We start from the raw sequence: 19,970 nt of genomic DNA, 5'->3' as shown, positions 1-19,970 counted from the left end.
TTCTACTCGTTCACAGAAAGCAGCAGTCAAAATAGGTTAGATATCAGGTTGGACTTGGAGCCGTTATCGTTACCTCGAGATCGATACCCAGGTCGTGCCCAGAGATCGGCCCGTTGTCGATGATGTGCTGCGGTTCCATGTCTGGGTGGCCGATGTTCCCGTCTAGTCCCGTCCCGAGGAGTGCACCGGTCATCGGAAGCGGCGGACGGCCAGGAGCCCGCACGACACCACCCGGATCGTCACCGACGACGATTCGCATGCCCATCCCACCCCATTCATGTGGGGCACAGAACAGGTCATACACGCCTTCTTTCTCGAAGCGATAGAGCCAGAACCCGTGGTGCTCGTTGACCGTCGATGAGAACGCCGGAACGCCGTCGGGGACGCGTTGCTGACGTTCTTGACCCGGATGGTACGCCGTCGCCGTGTGCTCCGGAGTGTTGAATACGAATTCGACGATTGCCCCCGGCTCCACGTGAAGCCCCACGGGGTCGAAGTGGAACGCACCGAACTCGACCGTCAGGGCCGGGAGATTCGAATCGTCGATTTTGTCCTCGTCGACGTGGAGGTCGATGGTCTCGTCCGGCTCCAACCGGTTTGGAATCTCGTCGTCACTCGTCCCTGAATAGCCGAAGTGGGAGTGGATAATCGGTGGGCTGGCAGTATCGGCTTCATCCCGCTCGTTTGGCGGTTCAGAAGCGTTCTCTTTCGCCGTAGCAACGTCTCCGAGTATCGGGAGCGCCGCGCCGAGTCCGGTAGCTCTGAGAACGGTTCTGCGTCGGCTGGTCGGTTGACTGGTCGACGCATCCGGTTTTTCCATTCGATGATCTGGTGATCGGGTCATTGTCGATTTCGAATCGTATTACTGGAAGTCACTGGTGTTATCTGGGGTGTCAGTTAGTCAGGCACACGGTACCCCAACACACGGCCGAGGACAGTCAGGGTCTTGAAGACCCAATGCGGCGGGCTCACCGCGTAGATGTCTTCCTCGTGTTCCGTCGTCAGCATCGCTAACAGCAGGATGTCGTTGAATCCCTCCGGAGGCAACGACACACCCCGCTCCGTGACGAGCTGATGGAACCGCCGGAAGAACGCCTCGTGCTGTAGGGCGGGCTCGTGGACGTTTACGATCTCGACGGGGGTGGCGTTCCTGAACGTATGGGCCGTGCCTGGAGGGACGGTGTGTTGCTCACCAGCCGTTACCTCGATCCAGTCCCCGTCTACGTACACTTCCAGCACACCTGAAACCACTTCGTAGCGCTCCTCGGCGTGTGGATGGGTGTGGACGAACGGGCCTTCTTCCGGGACGGTTTCGATCTCGAATCGCATCTCCAACAGTTCGCCGTCCGTGTCCGCTGTCGAACGCGTGATCTCCCAGCGGCCAGGGAAACCGCCCCAATCGAGGACGCGATCCTGCTTGCCGCGATCTACTGCGGTCATGGAGTTACCCCCGTGGTACACTCGCTGTTCGGCATCGATTTGCTTATCATGGTCATTCATCACCTCCTGTGCCGTCCGTTCCGCCGCTTGTGTCGCCTCGGGGCACCTCCGCGTAACGGACGTCACACTGCCGGATCGTGTTCTGATCCGAGCAGCTAGTGCTAGCGTTGAGATCGAACTTATGTGTTAGGAGAATAATATTTCTCCAACAGGGGCAGACGTGTCCGGATTACGAAACAACGGTGTCAGTCCGCGGCTCCCGGTCGAATTCGACCATGTTCATCTCGTCGTCCAACGTGAGAGTGAACACCGTCGTGTCGACCTCGATAGAAAGCGATACGCGGAGAGGGTTCGTCGAGACATCGGTCTCCACGCTGTTCTGAAGCAGTTCGATGGCCTCGTCGACCGCCGGTGAGTCGATGTCCAACTCGGGATTGCCGGTCAGTTCGGTTGCCAAGACGAGACCAGTCGCGAACATCTCGACTGGCAACCGCTTGGCGAACCCACAGGTATCACACTTCATGTCTGCCCAAACCGGGAACGGTGTTCCACAGGTGTCGCAGGGCTGATCGTTTTGCACTTCGTGCACGTCACAGACCGTCACCGACGACGAGATCTGTCCTGCACACTCACGACAGATTCCATACATCAGATAGGTTATGTCGAGAGCACACCGATAGAGTCCGGTTGCGAGTGCTTGCTCAGAGTCACGGGTCGTCAGACCTGCCGCTGGATAGTTCGTAAGGAAGAGCGTCCCAACCGGTGCCTGATCCCCGAACAATCCGTAGCACTCGGTACACCTGACTCGGAGCCATTGATCCTCGTAGGTGACCGCAACGGCTGCCCCGCATAACGGACAACTCTCGTCGAGCTCTCGAGAGAAGTCGAGGCGCCCCGCTCCGGATACGGCTATCACCGTTCTGGCGATCTGCTTCCCCGCACTGCTCAGCCGGTATCCGTCGTCAGTTCGTCGGACGAAATGGGGAGCGAGTTTCGAGAGGTGGTAGTTGAACTTCCCGTTATCGTCGATATCAATCACGGTTTGTAACTCAGAATACGGCACTGGCTCGACGGCGTCAGAGCCGTCGTCGTATTCGTAGGTGGCACCTGCCCGCCAGAGTACGCGGATGATGTCTAGCCGTATTTCGTTGCCCAACGTGGCGAAGGCCTCGTCCGGGGAAAGCTCGTCAAGTTCGAGATCGGGTGTGAATCGAGTATGGTCCATGATAACTATACGCATTCCAAATTCATAAAACGCACCTGCAGACAGTCCGCGGAAGACTGAGAAAACGGCTACCTGAACAAGGTCGAGCAACGCGAGAGCAGGTGGCCGAAATCGGCCGTTTCCGAGCATCTATTGCTGGTCGGGTGGTCGAATCTTCTTCCGGCAGTTGTGCTTCCTCTCGTCGTTGGATTAGTAACGTCTCAGTTGAGCCTGCGTCATGAGAAAGACGGGGCTCTGGGTACGACGCATTCGGAGTTCATGGCGCAGAGGCACGTACACGTCCGGTGGCAGCAAGTACTACCGTAGCACTCACTGCGATCGCCGCGCCAAAAATGAGAACTATACTTGCCGTGTGAAGCGCTGCAACGCCGAGTAGCGCACTCAGCGTTTTCAGAGTCACAGCGAGGCTCCCTGCGAGCAGCACTGCTGCGAAGTATTCCCTGATCTCGTCCTCGTGGACGAGCGCGGATGCTACGGCACCGATGCGAGCACCGAACGCGCTTCCCACGAGTAGCGAACCAACGACGGGGAGGGAAACCGCGCCGGTACGTGCGTAGACGAACGTGCCGAACGCACCTGACACGGTGATTTGAAGGATGTCAGTTCCGACGGCGATTCCAGCGGGAACGCCGAGTCCATACATCATCGCGGGCAGTAGCAGGAATCCACCACCGACACCGAGGAATCCCGAGAGCGTTCCGACGACCCCACCGATAGCCAGGATAACCCAGACCGACACCCTGACGTCACCAGTTACCGACACCATCGGCGGACAGTCAAGCGTTTGAACACGATCGGTGAGATCAGCACCGAGATAACCGTCGTCCTCATGGCGCGCATCGTGCAGGGTGAACAATCCGACGAGGGCGAGAAGGCCGATGTACGCGACGGCGATCACGAGGTCGGCCGACCCGAACCCGTCCAGTACCACGACCGCTCGTTTCCCGACTTCGATCCCGGCGGTCATAGCCACCGTCAGCGACGCGACGAGCTTGTAGTCGATCTGACCGTGAGTGCGGTGACTGAGCGCGCCCACGACACTGGTCCCGAATACGAAGCCGAGTCCGCTCCCGACTGCCACTGTCGTCGGGTAGCCGAGGACGAGCAGCGCTGGCGTGACGAGGAACGACCCACCCATCCCGAAGAACCCGAACAGAACACCGACTAGCAACCCGAATCCGACGAAGACGGCGATCGATACGAGGCTCAATCCGAGGAGTTCCATGCGGAGTCTCCATCGAGTAACTCTCGAATCGGCGGCTCGACGAATGCTACGAGAGCACCGTAACCGACGTGCAACACGATAGCCTCGGCGAGAACGACGCCAACGACGGTCATTGCCTGTACAGTTCCACTCTGTACTGGGAGCGTATCGCGCGTGAGGGGAATCGCAGCTGCGACCAGTAGAACGCCGACCGAAACCCAGAGTGAACTCACGAACACGACGCGGGCGGTCGACGGTCGCCGGGGGGCTCCTATCGTTTCGCGCTCGAGTTCACTCATCGGTGCTATCCCCACCGTCGGTTTGCACGGCCCCGGACGGCGTTATGTTCTGATTCCGGCTGAAGAGATTCGTCGGATCGTACCTGTCCTTCAGTGCGACCAGTCGGTCGTATTTCGACCCGAACGTGGTCCGCATCATGTCCTCACCCCCTTCGAGGAATCCCGGGAAGTTCAGGTAGACCGAACCGTCCGAGAACTGGCGCATGTCCTCGAGACAGTCACGCACCCACTCGACGTTGGCATCGTCGTTCTCCGGCCGCTCCCAGTTAGCTTCGACGCCCAGCAGGAAGGGAGCGTGCCGGCCCACGAACGCACTGTCCTCGGCGTCGACCTGCTCGATCGCGCCACCTAACTGCCAAACGTCGACCGTCGACAGCGGCGAGGGAGCCACACCGGTCCAGTAGGTGATGCGATCGATGGCGGACTCCGACAGGCCGTCGAGATACAGCGACTTCCAGTAGTAGCGCATGCCGTCGGGGTAGTCCTCGTCGAAGAGTCGCTGCAATTCCACGTACGGCATTGTCCCGCTGAAATCGGCGATCGGCTCGCCGAACTCCCGAAGGGGCATCAGCGCACGCTCGCCGTCCGCTATCGATCCCGCATAACAGCCCGCGATTGCGATCTTGGTTTCGTCGACCGCATCCGCTGGGAAGAGTTCCGCGTCGGGCATCACGCCCGACAAGGTGAGCGTGCTGACTTCCTCGGGTGCGGATGCGACGTATTCGCGGTAGGCTCGTAGACGCTCGGCCATTCGATCTCCCGAATAGAACACCAAACACATCGCCACCTCGGGTCCGACGGTGTGGAGGTCGAACTCGAAGCCGGTGACGACGCCGAAGTTGCCGCCACCACCGCGCAACCCCCAGAAGAGCTCCTCGCGCTCGTCCTCGCTGGCGGTCAGGTAGTCGCCGTCGGCCGTGACCAGGTCTACGGATACGAGGTTGTCACAGGTCAAGCCGTACTTGCAGCGGAAGTGACTGAGCCCGCCACCGAGCGTCAGTCCTGCGACACCCGTCTCCGAGACGAGGCCGCCGGGCGTCGCCAGCCCGAACGCCTGGGTTTCGTGGTCCACGTCCGCCCACGTGGCACCCGCCTGGACCCACGCAGTAGGTGTGTCAGGGTCCACGCGCACGCTCCGCATCTCGGAGAGGTCGATAACGAGTCCGTCGTCGCAGACGGCGGTCCCGGCAACGTTGTGGCCGCCACCGCGTACCGCGACTCCGAGTTCGTTTTCGCGCGCGAAGTTCACCGCGGTGATGACGTCAGCGACGCCTCGACACCGAGCGATCAGGGCCGGACGCTTGTCGACCATCCCGTTCCATATCGCGCGGGCGCCGTCGTAGTCGGCGTCGCCTGCACGAATCAAGTCGCCGTGGAATCCCGCGTCGAACCGTTCGATCTTTTCGCCGGGAATGGTGTGTCGTTCCATACCAAACTGAACGACGGCACGGCTGTTGGCCTCACCTATCGAGCAGCGTTCGATGGAGAAAGTCCCGCTTCAGGCGGTGAGACGGGTTTCAAATCGTGTGCGAGATAGACTTACTATCTGCGATACCCTCTGTATAGTGAGTGAGTGCCATGGTGCCTGACCGAGACGACCAACTGCATGACGACGGCCGTCCGCCACCTGGGTCGCCAGTCCTCGAGGCGATCCTGGAAAACGAGCGGAATCGCCGCTATCTCGGCGAGCGGCTGGAAGCTGCGGGCGACCGCGTCGACACGGAGCTCCTCGGCGACATCGTCCGGCACGGCCCCGTCCTCGAAGCGCTCCTGCAGGAATCGCTCGACCGCAGAGAGATCGAAGAACGACTCGCCATCTCACGAGCGACGAGCCACCGCTACATACAGTGGCTCGGCGAGCAGGAATTCGTCGAGAAGGTCGACGGGAGATTTCAGCTGACCTGGCGCGGCACGGTCATCGCAGAGGAGATACTCCGGTTCGAGGCGAACGTACGGACCGCACATAGACTAACGCCCCTCCTCGATGCAATCTGTGACGATCATCGGGACTTCGTCCTCGAACCGTTCATAGACTCGACGATCACCGTCGCGGAACCGGACGACCCCTACCGTCCCGTCGAGCGGTTCATGGCACTCGTCCGGAAGTCGGAGACGTTTCGAGGATTCAACACGACCCACATGGCACCGCTCGCCCTGGGCGAGTTCCACAGACAATTGTTCGAGGACACCGACACGGAAATCATCTACTTACCCAGTAGCGCCGAGAAGCTCTTCGAGATGTACCCCGAGCGTGCCCAGAAGGCGATCGAGGATGGACATCTCGCGCTCCGAACGCTCGGCACTCTCCCGTATGGGCTCGCAATTTTTGATGACCACGTCGGGATCGGAGGGTACGACGAGGCGACGGGGCTCATGCAGGTGTTCGTCGATACTGACGAACCGATCGCACGCGAGTGGGCCGAACGTGTGTACGCCTCCGTCAGGGTCGATTCGGATCCGCTCGACGAACGAGCCGATTCGCCACGGTAACGGGACCCGTCACATCCGTCTACCAGAACGGGGTAGAACGACGGAAGAACACGTAATTAGACAACTGATTGGCCGAGACAGTCTACCGTCTTCCAGTCAGAGACCGAGCAGCCGCCCGCCACCGAACGTCACCGATCGGACCGAACCGCCGCTCGAGGCGATCCCAGACGACGATCGTCGACGGGAGCAGGAGGATCGACGTGAGGTAGGCGTAGAAGACCCCCAGCGCGAGCAGGAGTCCGAACTCCATGATCAGCGGGATCAAGGCGAGGTACAACACGCCGAGTCCGCAGACGGTCGTGAGCATACTGCCGGTCAGGGCACCGCCGGTTCCGCGAACCGTGACCGCCAGCGCCTGGTGCACGTCGGCCCCCGACTCGTACTCGTCGACGAACCGGTGCATGAAGTGCACCGTGTAGTCGACGCCGAGGCCGATCGAGACCGACAGGATGGGGGCGTTGAACGGCGAGAGCGGCACGTCGAAGAGGCGCATCGACGCGGCGAGCATCGCGACGGTGACGAGGACCGGAACGAGGTTGATCACGCCGTAGATCATCCGCCCCTCGAGCCACCAGTAAGAGAGCATCAGGAAGATCGCGGTGAGAACGAAGGCGACGATCAGGCTCCTGATCGCCGACTCGCTGATGCGGTCGATGACGGCCTGGTTGACCACCAGACTACCCGTCGCCGTCGCGTCCATGTTCATCCCCTCGGCGACCTCCTCGGCGGCGTTCGTCGCCTCGGTCTGGTCGGCGTCGACGTCGACCTGATACACGATCCGGGTCGCGCTCCGATCGCTCGTGACGTACTGCCGCGCGTTGTCCTCCTCGAGCAGCTCGTCGTAGACCCGATCGACGTCTCGATCCGGCAAGCCGTCGTTGTTCGAGTCGGTTCGCGTGACCGTCGCCGCGAACTCGGGGTCGGTTTCCTCGCGTCGCTCCATGACGCTGATGATGCTGTCGGCGTCCGCACGCCGGTCGCTCTGGACGAACGCGTCGGGGGGATTCGTGATCGCGCGGTCGACCTCGCGGAAGGCGGCGTCCGATCGCACGTCGGGATCGTCGACGTAGACCGTCACCGACCCCACGAATCCCTGATCGAAGTCTTCCTCGAGGTACTCGAGCACGGTCATGAACGTGTACTCGCTGGGTGCGAACGGTTCGGGGAGGCGTTCGTACTGGGCGATCCGATCTTCATCCGGGAAGAACGCCTCCTGGGAGAACTCCGTGTCGACGCCGGTTCCGTAGCCGGCCGCTGCGGCGCCGAAGACGAGCGCGCTCACGAGGACGATTACCGGAGCGATCCGTGCGGCTTTCGTTCCTACGGGCAGGATCCGACCGAGTATCGAATCCTCGTTTCCGAGCGGGCTCGTGCCGAAGTTCGGAATTCGAGTCCCCGCCCGTAATCGATCCAGTCCGACCTTCCCGGCGGGCAGGAACACGCCGAAGATGAGGAACGTGAAGATGATGCCGACGGCGGCGACGATACCGAAGTCCCGGAGTTGCGACAGCGAGCTCGTCAGGTTCGCGGCGAACCCGATGACGGTCGTTATCGTGACGATCAGGAACGCCCCCGAGAGCTGTCTCGTCGTGATGCCCATCGCGTCGCCGATCGCCGCTCCTGCCGCTCGTTCCTCGCGATACCGATTGATGATGTGGATGCCGAAGTCGATTCCGACGGCGAGCAACAGCGGGAACACCGTAATCAGCGAATCCGAGAACGGAATCCCCGCGTAGCCCATGAACCCGAACGTCCAGATCATCGTCATCACCAGCGCGATCAGCCCCAACGTGAGGTCGATCGGGTCCCGATATGCGACCAGCAAGAAGAACATGATTAACACGAGCGCGGCCGGGAAGACGACGATCGCAGTGTCTCCAAGCAGTTGGAGCGTCTCCTGCTCGATGATCGCGTCGCCGAACACCTCGACGTTCTCGCCCGTCTCGTAGCCGTCGATCTCGTCGGCCAGCTCGGCCGTTCCAGTCTGCAATTCGGCCCTGTCGTCCGTATCAGCGTTCGGTGGCGTATCGTAGGTAACCGCGATCTGAGCGACGTCCGCCTGTGCCGATTCCCGGGTGAAGTCCGTGCTCACCGGCAATCCTGCAGTCTCGTCGGCATCCGCGATCGCTGATTCTAACTGTCGTTGCGAGGTCCGCTCGAGAACGCGCCGCTGCTCCTCGGGCGTTTCCGCCTCCGGATCGAGTTGCTGGGCGACCAGTGACGCCGGGCTCGTCGACGACGTGACTCTGAGCCCGTCTTCGGTTTCGGCACGCTCCTGAAACTCGAGCATCCGGAGGAGGCTCTCCTTCGACAGGGTGTTTCGCTCGTCGGTGATGAACAGGTTCGCGGTCGAGCCGCCGCCGTCGCGACCCTGCCGCTGGAAGTCGTCCTGCATGTCCTCGAGGGCCTCCTGTTCCTCGAGCCCGTCGGTGAACTGGTCGGTACCGGCCTGCTGTCCGCCGCCACCTCCCATGCCGCCGATCATCAACACGGTGATCACGGCGAACGCGAGGACGATCCGCCAGGGATGGTCGGTAATAACGGCATTGAGGCGGCTGTTGAGGGATGACTCGGTTTCCGCCGAGGCGTCACGGTCCCAGATCTCGTCGAGGTCGGGCATCGGTTAGCGTTGTCGCACCCAGAGGCCGATGCCGATTCCACTCACTGCGAGCGCACCGAGTATCCCGACGATGATTGACGAGAACCCGCCACCGTCGTCCTCGCCGGCTTCGACCTCGATCGGGTGCTGATAGACATCCGAGAGGACCGTCTCTCCGCGTTCGGTGTCGTACTCGAAGTCCAGCTCGACCGGATGCGTCTCGACGCTCGCGTCCGATCCGGCCGTAATCTCGAACGGAATCTCGGCCGATTCGCCCGGCTTGAGTTCCTTGACGAACGCCTCGTCGTCGGGGGCGTCGAGCGCCCCTTCGGTGTACAGTCTGGCATCGATGTTCGACAGCGTCTCCGGGCGTTCGTTCGTGATCTCGAGCACGAGGTCGCTGGTTTCGCCCTGCCTGACCGACGCGCCGTCGTCGCTGACCGAGAACTCGTCGGTCCGGGCGTCGACGACGACTCGCTCGGAGATCGGACCGTCTTGGAGCGTCGCATCGCCGTTGCCGGTGTATTCGACGGTAAAGCGCAGCTGGCGCGCTCCCGCGTCGGCCTGTCCGCTCACGTCGGTCGGGTACCGGAAGTCGGCGGCTTCGCCCTGTTTCAGTTCGGGGAGGGCGTACCGGGTGTCCTCGACGAACAGCGAATCGCTCATCGGTTCGACGACGAGCACCGCATCGTCGATCGGACCCGGCCCGTCGTTGACGACTTCGCCCGTCACGTCTCCCTCGTATCCGACGGCGAGGGTGTCCTCGAGGTTTCGAATCGAGAACGATTGGGCTGCCGTCAGTGACATCGTCGTTCGAACGGGGTCGGTCGTCCGATCGATACCGGCTTTGTCCGCGTACGTGAACGATACCTCGAGGGGCTTGTCCGTCGCACTGGTCGACTCGGCGATCGCCGCCTCGACGGTGGTCGTCGTCGATTCGTTGGGTTCGAGGTCGCCAATGGAGATCTGGCTCGTTGCGCCGTCGATCGTCACGCCTCCGAACCCGGTCGCGGACGCGCGCGTATGATTTGCCGGTTTTCCTCCCGTGTTCTCGATCTCCATCGTCACGTCGCCGCTCTCGCCGGGAGCGACGTCGGTCGTGACATCCGAGACGTCGAACCGGGGCTCGTCGGGAACCGTTACACGGAAATCGAGGGTCTGAGTCTTCGTAAGTCGCTGTTGTGAGCTCGAGGCGTCCGAGACTCGGTTGGTGTAGTCGTACTCGACGTCGACCTGGACATCGTAAGTACCAGGCTCGACGTCTTCCGGTACTTCGATCGAAAGTGGGGCCGTCCCGATTGCTCCGTCCTGAATTGGACCGACCGCGACTTCACCGGACGCCGATTCGAACGGATCGGCGTCGGAAATCTCGGCGGTCACACCGCGAGCCGTGAGTACCCGGTCAGCCTGTGCACCGGTATGCAGATCGCCGTTGTTTTTGAGGGTCACCTCGAGAGTCGTCTCCGTCCCTGGGGTGACATCCGGGTTCGAGTCGACGAGCTCGAGGTCCGGTTCGCCACGCGTCAACTCGCCGCCTTGCTGTGCCAGCGTCGCCGTTACGGTGAGGGGAGCGAGGACTCCGACGATAGTCACGACGGCGAGTGTGAGGGCGACACCGCGGCGCTGATTCACCAAATCCACCCCGCGTTCGACTCGAACGTCGCTGTTGACGTTGCTGTCGCCCATATTCCTTGGGAAACATGTTCGAGAAACTGACCGTCACTCATTGCAATACAAGCGGGACGCCACCGGTATAACTTCTTTGAATGAACGTTCAATCAAATCGATTATGCCACCGTAGCGTGATGTATCGCTGAATGAACCCGTACGACTCAGTAGTGGCGTTCGCGACCGATTCACGCCTCCCGTGGTCCGACTCGGTAGCGAAGATGAGGCGAGAGGTGGACGACAGTGCCCAGTGACGTCTTCGACGATCCGACGGACACCTGCGAAAAGATTCTGGCGGCGACTTACCGGAGTCTCAACGAGCACGGCTACGCGGACTTGACGATGCAGACGATCGGTGATGAACTCGAGCAGAGTCCATCGCTCGTCTATCATCACTACGAGAACAAGGACGCGCTGGTACTCGCGTGTCTCGAATACCTGCTCGAGCAGTTCGAATCCGAGTTCGGGAACGACGCTGTCGACGACCCGAAAGGGCGACTCGAGGAGATTCTCGAGTGGTGGTTCGCGACCGACGTCGACGACGAGTGGCACGGATTTCTGACGACGATTCTCGAGCTGCGGGCCCGTGCGGTCCACGATTCGGAGTATCGGGAGCACTTCACCAGAAGCGACCGAATTTTCAAAGAGTCACTCGCAACGGTTCTCCGGGCGGGAATCAATAGCGGTGCGTTCCTCGAGTGCGATCCGGACGCCGTCGCCGAGACGCTTCAGACGGTGTTTATTGGGACGGTGCTGCGGCGCTCGAGTACTGACGACGACGAATGGCTCGCGAATATCCATACCGAACTCATTAATTATCTTGACTCGGCCGTGCGCACGAGAGAAGACGCGCGGTAGTGCTCTCCTGTTAGAATACATTTAATTTCTTATTATAATTTTATTAATTCAATAGTTTATATCTCAGGTAATACTATCTCACCTCGAACTCGGATATCGGATCGCCGAAACGGTCCGACTATCGGAGATAATTAAAGTAATATTGTAGTAATAATATCGACGATCCAGTCGACTAGCAGTTGTTCTCTTGATACTTATGCCAGTACATTATTGAGGCAGAAAGAGGTATCAGGGCCCCGATTAATAGACTTTTACCGAATAATATCAGCGTACTATGTTTCCAGAAAGCTTATTACTCAAAGCTTAAAAAGAATGGAACACCCCTACCCGGTGTGAGTCCCGAAGTCGGAACCGATGCGTTGCCGACGATGACTCGCACTCCCGGTGAATCGATCGCTAACTAATCGAAATACAACGATAATACAACATAAATGACAAACGAAACGACATATCGCAAAAAGGGTCGTGCAGTGATCCTGGCCGCGCTCATGGTACTCTCCGTAGTGTCCATGGCCGGTGCAGCAGCTGCATATCCCAACGACGCTGACGGCAACGGCACCGGTGCGAACGTTGCCAGCAGTGTAACCGACCTCTCTGGTAACGTTTACCAGGGACAGATTGCCGTCTACGACCTCGGAGGTAACGGCAATTCTGAAGTTGACCTGTACAAGAACGTCTCTGATGCCAGCGACGACTGGCAGCGCGGACTGACAGTCTACGATGACCCCAGCGTCGCTGCAGACGACTTTGGCGTCGATGAGACAGAGATCTCAAGTCAAGTTACGACTGGACCAAACTTCGTCGTCGTTGACTCGACCAACCTCGAAAGTGGTGCTCACTACCTTGAGGTAGGCAACAGCGAAGAAGGCGACTTCAGCGTTCGCGTCCAGAACATTGACGCGAGCTTCGACGACGCATCGGTGACTAACATCAACGGTGCGACCTCCGCCAACACGACCCTCGCGATCGACTCGGGTCGTCCGACGTTCCAGGCGAACGTGAGCGCGGACGGTCTCGACCACGATGATCTCGTTCAGATCTTCGCGACCGACGGACAGAACGTCGTGGGGAGTGACGCAGAGGAAGACGTCATCGGCCTGCAGGCCCGTGGCGACTTCGTCGCGAACTTCTCGGGCATCGACGCTGGTGAATACAACTTCACCGTCGAGTCCGTCGACACGACTGCCGAAGACACCGCAACGGTCGAAGTCCGTGACGACAGTGTCGAAACGGCCTTCACCGAAGGCAGCTACGTTGGCGAGCGCGGTGACGTCGTCAACGTTACCGTCGACCTCGAAGAGACCGATCGCGGTGCCGTGAAGATCGGCGACCGCGAAGAGGTTAACTACGAATCGGTCGTCCAGTTCGAGGACGAGTCCGACGATGGATACGACCAGATTACGCTCCAGTTCAACACCGTCATTGCCGGTAGCAACGGTGAAACTGGGGACGAAGATGCATGGAGCGTCCACGAAGACGATGTCTCCATCGAAAATACGTATATCAACTACACGCCAAACACTGATCCCATAACGACCCCACTCGGTGCCGGTGACTACGAACTACTCGTCGGCCAGAGCTGGGACACTACTGATCGAGAGATCGTCAACGAGGGCGACAGCGCCTTCCTGACGCTCTCCGAAAAGAGCCAGTCCGGTGCACCGACGCTCAACACTGCACCTGGTGCAGATGACGTTGTCGGCATTGAGGACTACGAAGAAGCAACGGTTACCGAGACCGACCTCATCGCCGAAGAAGATCACGCGATCGTGACCATCGAGGACTTCGGCTCTGAGGGCTGGTTCGATAACCTCAACTCCAACGGCGTAAGCGACGGCGACAACATGAGTAGCATACTCAATGCGTCGGGCATCAACATCGAGATCGAGCAGGCAGATCCCGGTGCGAACGCTGAGGCACACACCTGGAACACCAGTACCGCGAGTGGAGAGGACAACCTCACCGTCAACATCCTCAACATCAATGAGTACGACGGCGACCTCCGACTCGAGATCAGCACGGTTGAAGACCACTACGGTCAGAACCTGACTGCTGATGACTACGACATGACGTTCACGGTAGACGACCGGAACGCCTTCGTCGAAGACGAGGATGACGAAGTGGAAGTCGAATCCAGCTTCACCGTGGAAGAGCGCGACCTCGAATGGGACGACAACGTTGAGAGCGTCCCGGCCACGAACGCTACCCTGACGGGAGATACCAACCTCGCGCCCGGTACGGAGATCTCCACGCGAGCCCGATCCTCCGGTAACTTCGTCCTGAACGACGGCGTCGATACCGAGAGCGACCGATCGTTCTCGACCACGTTCGACTTCAGTGACTACGAGGCAGGCACCGAGTTCACCCTCCGTGCCTCCGCCTCTGGTGTCGACAACGCTGAGGTCGACTCCGTGCTGACCGAAGGCGACGAACCGCAGGACTTCAGCTACGACGTCTCCACCGACCCGGCCGAACCCGTGGTTGGTGACGACGTCACCGGTACGATCTCCGCCGAGAACGTCAACGACTTCAGTGCCTCCGAAGACGTCGAATTCGTCTTCGACGGTGAGACGCTGTACAACGACACCCTCGAACTTGAGGGCGGCGCAAGCGACACGATCGTCGACGGTGCAACCCTCCTCGAAGGCGCTGAGAAAGGCGACTACGAGTGGGAACTGATCGTTGACGGCGAAACCGAAAAGTCCGGTACGCTGACCGTCTCCACTGAGGATACCTCCGACGATGGTACCTCCGACGACGGCAGCTCCGACGACGGCAGCTCCGACGACGGCAGCTCCGACGACGGCAGCTCCGACGACGGCAGCTCCGACGACGGCAGCTCCGACGGAACGCCCGGCTTCGGTGTCGGCGTCGCACTCGTCGCGCTGCTCGGCGCAGCAATGCTGGCACTCCGCCGCCAGAACTAAGCTGTAGAACCACCGGCTCACGCCGGCCCTAATTTCCGCGGTTTCTTTTATTGGGCGCTACACCACCCAGCGACAGCGTCGCGTCGCTCAGTCACGAGGCATAGCCGACCCGACGACATCGTATCAGCGACCGAGTTGGTCTGATGGGTGACGTGGGATCACTACCGTACTCGGCAGCCAAAACGGAGGGTAGGAGACTAAGCGTCCGACAAACTCGAAAAGGTACCTTGTTTTGAGACTATCCAGTACACCACACTGCAGCCGAATGCTCTCGGGCAACTTGCCACGATCGAACGGCAGTCGTGAGTTGTAGCTAACCGACGATACCCAGCAGCCGTATCGACTGGATCGTCACATTTCTCCTCGAGCACGCGTTCTTATTCTCGGCTGTAGCTCGGTGGTGCTCTCGGTATAGATACCGGTGCGATCGTGTACTCCGGATTACCGAATCACCGATCGATTCCACAGCGAAATCGCTGGTGACATGTGGTGGGCTGGAGAGCCGTCGAATCACAACCGACTTCTGGAAAACGAGGTCTTACGACGAGACGTAACTATCGGATACGCTCGGAACGACAGCTCTCGTCCGCTGTCGCAATCGTCGTCAGTCGTCTGCCGCCGCTGGCTCCGCTTCCTCCGCACTCGAGTCGGCTCGCTCGAGGTCCTCGAGGTATTCGTCGGCATCGAGTGCAGCCTTCGAGCCCATTCCGGCAGCGGTCACGGCCTGCTGGTAGTGGTAGTCGACGACGTCGCCGGCGCCGAAGATGCCGGGGACGTCGGTTTCGGTCTGGTCGCCGCCGTCGCCGCCTTTGGTCCGGAGGTAGCCTTCGTCGTCCGTTTCGACGCCGGTGTCCTCGAGGTAGCCCGTGTTGGGGGTGTGGCCGATCGCGAAGAAGACGGCCCCGACGTCGAAGTCGAACTCCTCGGTTTCGGGGTCGTCGAGACGGTCGGTAGGGTGGCCCTGCTCGTTTTCGACGAGGGTGACGTGGTCGACGCCCTCCGCCTGGGAGCCGTGAATCTCGATCAGTTCGGTGTTCGTCATGATTTCGATCTCGCCGTCCTCGACCTTCTCCTGGACGCGGTCGACCCAGTAGTCCTCTGCGCGGAATTCCTCGCGGCGGTGGGCGATGTAGACGGTGTCGGCGAACTTCGTGAGGAAGGTAGCTTCCTCCATGGCGGCGTCGCCGCCGCCGACGACGAGCATGTCCTCGCCACGGAAGAACGCGCCGTCACAGGTCGCACAGGTCGAGAGGCCGTAGCCCATGAGCTCGTCCTCGCCGGGGATGCCGAGGGTTCGGGCGCTAGCACCCGAAGCGGCGATGACGGCGTCGGCAGTGTAGACGTCGCCGTTCGTGAGTTCGACGCGGAACGGTCGACTCGAGTCGTCGACGGACTCGATGATGCCGTTTTTCAGTTCGGCGCCGAACTGTGTGGCCTGCTCTTTCATGTTGTTGACCAGCTCCGGGCCGCCGATCCCGTCGGGGAAGCCGGGGTAGTTCGCGACGTCGGTGGTCAGGGTGAGCTGGCCGCCGGGTTCGTCGCCCTCGATGACGAGCGGCTCGTTGTTCGAGCGGCCGGCGTAGATCGCGGCGGTCAGCCCGGCGATTCCGGTGCCGGCGATGATGAGTTTCCGGTGCTCGAGGATCTCGTCGGTGTCCTCGGTGGCGATCCCGAGTTTCTCGTCGAGTTCGCCCGTCTCGTTGAGTGCGCTGGTGTCGTCCCAGCCGCCGATCAGTTCGTCGTCGATGAACACTTCGGGGGCGGTCTGACGGCCGTCCGCGCGCTCGACCATCTCCTCGAAGAGGTCGTCGTCGCCGGTGACGTTGTACGTCTCGTACTCGATATCTTTGCTGTCGAAAAGGTCCTTGGCCTTCTCACAATAGGGACAGTCCGTTTTGGTATATATCTCGACGCGTGGCTGGTCGCTCATGTATCAGGTGTAGGGTAGAGTACCCTAAACCCCTTGCGCTCTCAGCAAGTGATCCCTGTTGCGACGACGGCCCTGTGCTCCGTTCTGCCCGATAGAGAGGGCACACTCGAGCGGACAGCACTGGGATCACACTCGAGCGGGACGTTCTCAATTCGAGCACGTGGCGGTTCCAAACGACACGGGGGCGGCCGGTCCTCAGTGGCCGCCGATCCAGCGGGCTCTGGACCAAGTAAAAAGCGTCCCGTCCGTCGATTGCGGTTATGATTCCCCATACGTGATAGTTTAAGACAGTCGAGTGAGTTGCCCCGGGTAATGGAGGCGGCACTGTGGTACGTGCTGACCGGCACTCGCGGCGGCACGAACCGCGTCCGCATCCTCAACGCGCTCGACGAACAACCGCGAAACGCCAACCAACTCGCGGAGGCGCTCGAGCTCGATTACAAGACGATTCGTCACCATCTCGACGTGCTCCTCGAGAACGACATCGTGACGAAGAGCGGCGACGATTACGGTGCGATTTACCTGCCGACGGATCGCACGCGCCATCATTGGGAAACAGTCGAGCAGATAATCGAGCAGGTGGAGTAAGTATGGACGAATTTGGGAAAGAGTATATCGCATATCGTTGCCAACGGAGGAACAGATGAGCCTCTGGATCGCCGCTGCGAAGGTCGCAACTGCCCTCAACGTCGTGTTACTGCTGGGGTTAGGCTACATTTGGGGCCGTAACTACCTGACGTTCAAGTCGAAGCATACGCTCGGCCTCCTCGTCTTCGCAGTGTTCCTGTTGCTCGAGAACGCGCTCGTTCTCTACTACTACCTGATCGATCCGGACCTCTCGGCGTGGTGGCACAACGAGTCCCTGGTTCCGATGATCGTCTGGCAGACCCAGATGGCGATCAACATCGCGCAGACGGCCGGTCTAAGCTTTCTGCTGTGGATCACCCTCGACTGAGGGTGTCTCCGTTTTCCTGCCGATTTCGTTCTCCACGATAGTTCGGAATCCGATACCGACGGTTCGGCGTCGGTCCGTACGCTATCATTGATTACTGCGACAGCAGTGATTACACATTGCTGTGCCTGCGCGGTTCGTTTCGCGGGAGGCCGTCGACTCCGAACGGACGTTTTGGGTCGAATTTGGGTCCGAGTCCGGTCGGAGTCCCACGGGAGTGCGGTCCGAGTTCGGAAAATCCTTTTTTAAGTACTCCGGGCAGTGAGGGTCATGCGCCAATACAGCGCAGTACTGATGGGAGCCGTCGTTTTGGTCAGCGCGATGCTGGCCGGGACGGCGGGTGCGGTCGGCGCGACAGACGCGTCGACTGCGATAGCACAGGACGACCAGGCGGCAGTGACCTTCGACGCACAGACGTCGGGCGGATCAACTGTCGTCGTCGACGAAGTGACGCTCCCCGAGGGCGGCTTCGTGACGATCCACGACAGCTCGCTGGGTGACGGTGAGACGCTCGGTAGCGTCGTCGGCTCGAGCGCGTATCTCGAGTCCGGCACGCACGAGAACGTCACCGTCCACCTCGAGAAACAGATCTCGGCGGACGACACGCTGTTCGCGATGCCACACACCGATAGCGACGACGACCGAGTGTACTCGTTCGTCTCGAGCAACGGCGAGGCGGACGGTCCCTACACCGTCGACGGTGACATCGTGATGGCAGACGCCGAGGTAACCGTCTCGGCCGACCTCGAGATGAGCGAGCAGCCGACGACCGGCGACAGCGTCGTCGTCGATCGCGTCGAGCTCGCGGAGGGCGGCTTCGTGACGGTCCACGACAGTTCGATCGCGGACGGCGCGGTCTTCGAGAGCATCCGCGGCACGAGCGACTACCTCGAGGCCGGCGTTCACGAGAACGTCCGCGTAACGCTCGACGAGCCCCTCGAGGGCGACGAGACGGTGTACCCGATGGCACACCGGGATTCGAACGACAACGAGACGTACGACTTCGCGACGAGCGAGGGAGCCGACGACGGGCCGTACGCGAACGCGAACGGCGACCCGGTGATGGCACCGACTGACGTGACAGTGAGCGACGACGCGACCGTTTCGTTCGCGAACCAGTCCTCCGGCGGCAGCTCCGTGGTCGTGGACGAAGTCTACGTCCCCGAAGGCGGCTTCGTCACGATGCACGACAGCACCATCGCGGACGGCGCGGTGTTCGAGAGCATCCGCGGCACGAGCGAGTACCTCGAGCCGGGACTGCACCGCGACGTCGTGATCCGCCTCGACGACGAACTCGAGGAGGACGGCGCGCTGTTCGGAATGGCGCACCAGGACACGAACGACAACAACAAATACGACTTCCCCGCCAGCGAGGGCGAGGAGGACGGCCCGTACACGACTGACGGCGACATCGTGATGGACGACGGTGACGTGACGGTTTCGGCCGCCGTGTCCGCCTCGGCACAGTCGTCGGACGGCACGACGATGACGATCGATCGGGTCGATCTCTCCGAGGGCGGCTTCGTGACGGTTCACGACGCCAGCCTGTTCGGCGGAAACGTCTTCGGGAGCGTCGTCGGCACGAGCGAGTACCTCGAGGCCGGCACGCACGAGGACGTCGAGATCACGTTCGACGAGCGCCTGACGGACAGCCAGACGGTCGTGCCGATGGCGCATCAGGATACGAACGACAACGAGGCATACGACTTCGCCGCGAGCGAGGGTGAGGACGACGGTCCGTACACTGCGAACGGTGAGGCCGTCGTGGACACGGCCAAGCTGACCGTTCCGGCGACGGTCGATGCGATGGATCAGGAGGGTGACGGCGAGACGATCACCGTCGAATCGGTGACGCTCCACGACGGCGGGTTCGTGACGGTTCACGACAGCACGCTCGCCGACGGCGCGGTCTTCGACAGCGTTCGCGGCACGAGCGCGTACCTCGGACCCGGCACGCACGAGGACGTCGAGATCACGTTGGACGATCCGGTGACGGCTGACGCCGACGTCTTCGCGATGGCGCATCAGGATACCGACGCCGACGAGGAGTACGATTTCCTCGAGAGCGAGGGTGGAGCCGACGGTCCCTACGCGGCTGCTGGGGGACCGGTCATGGCGTCCGCCAGCGTCACGGTCGAGGGTGACGATACGGACGGCATGGACGACGGCGACTCGATGGACGGTGAAGACGGAAGTAACGAAATGAGCGACCAGGATGGCGACGGCGAGATGGCCGAGGAGTCGGGCGATAGCGTGCCCGGCTTCGGTATCACCGCAGCACTCGTCGCCCTGCTCGCCGCAGCAGCGATCGCCCGACGCGTCGACTAAGACGCGATCGGTCGATCGAAATTCGACCGGTGACCCGCTCCGCTCGCAGT

15 protein-coding genes are annotated in these 19,970 nt (G+C 61.0%); 6 read left to right on the top strand and 9 right to left on the bottom strand.

Annotation, left to right across the window (positions count from 1 at the left end):
* Positions 1-43 precede the first annotated feature (43 nt).
* The 6 genes from LDB05_RS08520 to LDB05_RS08495 form a co-directional block, all read right to left on the bottom strand.
* Positions 44-820 carry a cupredoxin domain-containing protein gene (locus LDB05_RS08520; protein ID WP_226007496.1) on the bottom strand — a complete coding sequence of 259 codons (777 nt, stop codon included), beginning with the start codon at positions 818-820 and terminating at the stop codon, positions 44-46.
* A 77-nt stretch (positions 821-897) separates the two neighbouring features.
* Complete coding sequence (locus LDB05_RS08515) at positions 898-1,440, bottom strand: cupin domain-containing protein (RefSeq protein ID WP_226007495.1); 543 nt, start codon at positions 1,438-1,440, stop codon at positions 898-900.
* A 229-nt stretch (positions 1,441-1,669) separates the two neighbouring features.
* Positions 1,670-2,665, bottom strand: coding sequence for a DUF7351 domain-containing protein (locus LDB05_RS08510; RefSeq protein ID WP_226007494.1), 996 nt, complete (start codon positions 2,663-2,665; stop codon positions 1,670-1,672).
* Positions 2,666-2,921: 256 nt separating this feature from the next.
* Positions 2,922-3,890, bottom strand: coding sequence for a sulfite exporter TauE/SafE family protein (locus LDB05_RS08505; RefSeq protein WP_226007493.1), 969 nt, complete (start codon positions 3,888-3,890; stop codon positions 2,922-2,924).
* On the bottom strand, positions 3,872-4,168 hold the full coding sequence (locus LDB05_RS08500; protein WP_226007492.1) for a DUF7512 family protein: 297 nt from the start codon (positions 4,166-4,168) through the stop codon (positions 3,872-3,874). The genes LDB05_RS08505 and LDB05_RS08500 overlap by 19 nt, the downstream gene beginning before the upstream one ends.
* Positions 4,161-5,597 (bottom strand): FAD-binding oxidoreductase, encoded by a 1,437-nt coding sequence (locus tag LDB05_RS08495; protein WP_226007491.1) that lies wholly within the window; start codon positions 5,595-5,597, stop codon positions 4,161-4,163. The genes LDB05_RS08500 and LDB05_RS08495 overlap by 8 nt, the downstream gene beginning before the upstream one ends.
* Positions 5,598-5,746: 149 nt before the next feature.
* Between LDB05_RS08495 and LDB05_RS08490 the strand changes: the two genes are divergently transcribed.
* Positions 5,747-6,658: a helix-turn-helix transcriptional regulator gene (locus LDB05_RS08490; RefSeq protein ID WP_226007490.1), complete on the top strand. Its 912-nt coding sequence runs from the start codon at positions 5,747-5,749 to the stop codon at positions 6,656-6,658.
* Positions 6,659-6,740: 82 nt separating this feature from the next.
* On the opposite strand, the gene LDB05_RS08485 is transcribed toward LDB05_RS08490, so the two are convergent.
* On the bottom strand, positions 6,741-9,278 hold the full coding sequence (locus tag LDB05_RS08485; RefSeq protein ID WP_226007489.1) for an efflux RND transporter permease subunit: 2,538 nt from the start codon (positions 9,276-9,278) through the stop codon (positions 6,741-6,743).
* Between the two features lie 3 nt (positions 9,279-9,281).
* Positions 9,282-10,943: a COG1361 S-layer family protein gene (locus LDB05_RS08480; protein WP_226007488.1), complete on the bottom strand. Its 1,662-nt coding sequence runs from the start codon at positions 10,941-10,943 to the stop codon at positions 9,282-9,284.
* Between the two features lie 225 nt (positions 10,944-11,168).
* Here LDB05_RS08480 and LDB05_RS08475 point away from each other — a divergent pair, with 225 nt between their 5' ends.
* The gene (locus LDB05_RS08475) at positions 11,169-11,783 is read left to right on the top strand and encodes a TetR/AcrR family transcriptional regulator (RefSeq protein ID WP_226007487.1); all 615 of its coding nucleotides are present in this window, start codon (positions 11,169-11,171) and stop codon (positions 11,781-11,783) included.
* A 431-nt stretch (positions 11,784-12,214) separates the two neighbouring features.
* A complete protein-coding gene (locus LDB05_RS08470) occupies positions 12,215-14,710 on the top strand; it encodes a BGTF surface domain-containing protein (RefSeq protein ID WP_226007486.1) in 2,496 nt (831 codons plus the stop codon).
* Between the two features lie 604 nt (positions 14,711-15,314).
* Here the strand turns inward: LDB05_RS08470 and LDB05_RS08465 are convergent.
* On the bottom strand, positions 15,315-16,640 hold the full coding sequence (locus LDB05_RS08465; RefSeq protein WP_226007485.1) for an FAD-dependent oxidoreductase: 1,326 nt from the start codon (positions 16,638-16,640) through the stop codon (positions 15,315-15,317).
* Positions 16,641-16,952: 312 nt separating this feature from the next.
* Here LDB05_RS08465 and LDB05_RS08460 point away from each other — a divergent pair, with 312 nt between their 5' ends.
* The 3 genes from LDB05_RS08460 (at position 16,953) to LDB05_RS08450 (ending at position 19,920) form a co-directional block, all read left to right on the top strand.
* Complete coding sequence (locus LDB05_RS08460) at positions 16,953-17,228, top strand: ArsR/SmtB family transcription factor (protein ID WP_226007484.1); 276 nt, start codon at positions 16,953-16,955, stop codon at positions 17,226-17,228.
* 55 nt (positions 17,229-17,283) lie between these two features.
* Entirely contained in the window at positions 17,284-17,595 is a 312-nt protein-coding gene (locus LDB05_RS08455) for a DUF8036 family membrane protein (RefSeq protein WP_226007483.1), read from the top strand.
* Between the two features lie 318 nt (positions 17,596-17,913).
* Entirely contained in the window at positions 17,914-19,920 is a 2,007-nt protein-coding gene (locus LDB05_RS08450; protein WP_425498604.1) for a DUF7282 domain-containing protein, read from the top strand.
* The last annotated feature ends 50 nt before the right edge of the window (positions 19,921-19,970 follow it).

This window comes from Natrinema salinisoli (assembly GCF_020405205.1).
In the GTDB taxonomy this organism is placed as follows: Archaea; Halobacteriota; Halobacteria; order Halobacteriales; family Natrialbaceae; genus Natrinema; species Natrinema salinisoli.
This window is presented reverse-complemented; position numbering and strand designations above follow the sequence as displayed.